General features: G+C 49.8%; 2 protein-coding genes and 1 pseudogene. 2 read left to right on the top strand and 1 reads right to left on the bottom strand.

Annotated elements, in window-relative coordinates; all coding sequences use genetic code 11:
• Nucleotides 1–113: 113 nt before the first annotated feature.
• Both CSQ88_RS22150 and CSQ88_RS22140 read left to right on the top strand, forming a co-directional pair.
• Complete coding sequence (locus CSQ88_RS22150; protein ID WP_099400224.1) at nucleotides 114–767, top strand: hypothetical protein; 654 nt, start codon at nucleotides 114–116, stop codon at nucleotides 765–767.
• Nucleotides 768–1,365: 598 nt separating this feature from the next.
• Nucleotides 1,366–2,202 (top strand): ABC transporter substrate-binding protein, encoded by an 837-nt coding sequence (locus CSQ88_RS22140; protein ID WP_099400222.1) that lies wholly within the window; start codon nucleotides 1,366–1,368, stop codon nucleotides 2,200–2,202.
• A 77-nt stretch (nucleotides 2,203–2,279) separates the two neighbouring features.
• Here CSQ88_RS22140 and CSQ88_RS22135 read toward each other — a convergent pair.
• Nucleotides 2,280–2,768 (bottom strand): annotated as a pseudogene (locus tag CSQ88_RS22135) (methyl-accepting chemotaxis protein); the annotation flags it as partial.
• Nucleotides 2,769–2,894: the final 126 nt, after the last annotated feature.

The raw sequence follows: 2,894 nt of genomic DNA, 5'->3' as shown, positions 1-2,894 counted from the left end.
CCAACAGGACGCAGTAATCCGCGGGTTGTGAAACGACGAACTAAGCATTTTGCAAGTAGAAAAGGCACGGAAATTCTTAATCAACGGCATAACTGGGGAATAAAAATCATAAAGTGAACAGCATTGCACCTGCATCAGAATTAATTAAAACTGTAGAAGAAATCGCTTCCCTATCCGGAGACCGCGAGCAGTTCACAAAACGGGCAGCGGAGGCAGCGGGGCTTTGGGGAGCAGAAGCAATTCCGCAGTTATGCTCTCTCTATCATGGCGATCCGTGTCCGCCCCCTCAATACAAGGAAGCGTTCCCGGGGCTTGGAGCCTGGCTAAGTGCCAAACAATTTGCCATCTTCGAGATTTACTTCCACCTTGGTAAGGCAGCCCTTCCTGAACTGCGTTCAGTGGCATTTGGTGATTACGATTGGATTCAAGGCAACGCACTGGAAATTTTATGTCGTTTTGCAGCCGCCGGAATTGAACGAGAAGAGATTCTTCAAGACATTCAGCGGGAATCACCCCACTTCCGGGATGAAGCAATGCTCTATACCGTTGCGCCATTAATCCCATATGAAGACTCAACCCCCGGGCTTCGCGAGGTACTCACTTTTCTGCGAGATCAGGCCGGCTTCTCTTCAGCCTATGATGCCACCCGCAACAATGATCTTGCACACGTCGGTTTTGTTGAAGAACAAGCTGCACTAAACGAAACCTCTGAAATCGGAGTTAGTACTTCCCACGAGCAAAATAATCCGTGGTGGAAACTCTGGTGATAGCACTACCTGGGTCAAGATCATTTATTTCGGACGCAGCGATCCTTGCTTACAACACCAGACGACACTGAACGCTATGCACCAATACCGTGTAACAAAGTACAACCCCAAACTTAGAAATCCCGATGGCACCTACCCAGCAGAGGAATGGACGTCACGCGCAGACATTGGCAGGTCATTTGGCGGCGTATGTTTAACCCGGGAGGAATATCTCCGCGTTGAGCAAGCGTACCTTGATACTGCAGCCGCATTTCTAAGCGAAGCTGGAATCAGCGAACTCACAGTCACGGGCCTTGAGAATCACCGTAAATATCCCAATGCACCCCAGGAGGGGAGTCATATAAAAGCTGAAGCAGTACCAGCAGTGTTGCGCTCGTTACTGAGAGAAGATTTTTGGTGCAAGCTCGAGTCTCATGCCGCATTCATACACATTGGCTATGATTACTACATGTATATCGGTATGCCAATTGAAAGCAAGCATGCATCCATAATCCCGCAACCCAATGGGCTTTTCATCGAGACGGTCCAATCCCCATACCTGTTAGTTGCGGACTAGCCATTTGTACGTATTTTTTATAAAACTGCGGCAGCCGCTGAGATGGCCGAAAAACAATCTGTGATTAGGGTAAGCAAAGCAATGGCAACAGGCTCTGGGCATAAATATATAAAGGAAGTGGCACTTAAGATTTCTTTAATTATCGTGCTGATTAGTGCGTCATGCTCAGCTTGGGCATCCGGGCTGGATATTGTTGTTTTCAACGTGGCTCCCTTTATTATCACTAAAGAAGGCCAGGAGCCGGGCGGGGGTGTGGTTGAGTACTACAAGCAGTTTATCCTGCCCAAGCTGGCTGTGGAGAGCCACTGGAAAACCGCCAATGTTGCCAGAGTAATTGCCGAGCTAAAAAGTAAGTCGGCGCAAATGATTCCGCTATTGGCACGTACAAAAGAGCGCGAAGGTTTTTTGCTCTTCGCCGATACGCCCTATATTCTTTTTGATCCAACCATCGTCGTACTGGAAAAATCCGCCTTAAAAAAGGTAGATACCCAATCCGATTTATACGGGCTCAGCATAGGCTGGAGCCTTAACGGCGTTTACCCTGATTTTTTAAAGCATCCGCAAATCAAAATCATCGAGGCCACCATGCTGGATTGGGAATCCTCAAATATGAAGTTACTGGCATCCGGCCGGCTGGATGCCGTGTATTTTTCCAGCCCGGCCACGGCCTTGTATTTTGCCAAATGGGCCAATGTGCCAGTGCGTATCCTTGCTTTGCCCACCCCTCATATCAAGCTTTACGCTGCATTTGCCTTAGGTCAGGAGAGCCTGCGCGACCGCTACAACGCAATTGCCCGGCAGGCTTTTGCCGAGCACAACTTTGATACTTTCATGAAAGAATATATCAGGCAAATCAAGATACCCGCAGGCGGTTTGTAACCGGCTTGCAGGTGAAACAGCAGGGGCTGCTGCAAGCCCCCTGCGGTATCTTACACGCCCAATCCTGAGCCACTGCATTACACCCGATAATAAGCAATCGCCTCATCCAGCTCGCTGCTCAGCTGCCGCAGGCGTGCACTTTCGTTGGCGGTATTTTGAGCGACCGAGCTGCTTTCCTCAGACATCTGCGCCACTTGCTCTACCTGCTGCGCCATCATATTACTGGCCGAGCTTTGCTCGCGCATAGAGTCACTGATTTCGCTGACCTGCTCAACCACCTGATCGGCGTTCTGACGAATGCTGGCAATGGCCGTGCTTGCTTCCTGAGCGCATTGCACGCCATGCTCAACTTGTTTAACTGCTTGTTGCATGCTCAGAACAGTTGCATTCGCTTCACTTTGAATCGCGCTCACCGTAGAAATAATTTCCCGCGTTGAAAGGCTGGTTCGCTCGGCAAGCTTGCGCACTTCATCTGCAACCACCGCAAAGCCCCGGCCCTGCTCCCCTGCCCGCGCGGCTTCAATTGCCGCATTAAGCGCTAATAAATTAGTCTGATCAGCAATCTCTTTCCTGATTATGTCTCTTGCTCAATTAAGGCTTGAAATACCCCTCTTGGACAAGGTTTAGCCTGCATCACGGCTTTGAGTAATCGAGGAATCAGAGCGCACAGGTCTGCTCGACGATTGAAACGG

Source organism: Iodobacter sp. BJB302 (assembly GCF_002735645.1).
In the GTDB taxonomy this organism is placed as follows: Bacteria; Pseudomonadota; Gammaproteobacteria; order Burkholderiales; family Chitinibacteraceae; genus Iodobacter.
Note: the sequence above shows the minus strand (reverse complement) of the source record. Positions and strands in the feature narration are given on the sequence as shown.

What these genes read in the sequence shown, in the direction of transcription:
- CSQ88_RS22140 (WP_099400222.1), top strand. Translation starts at nt 1,366, where the DNA reads ATGGCCGAAAAACAATCTGTGATTAGGGTAAGCAAAGCAATGGCAACA.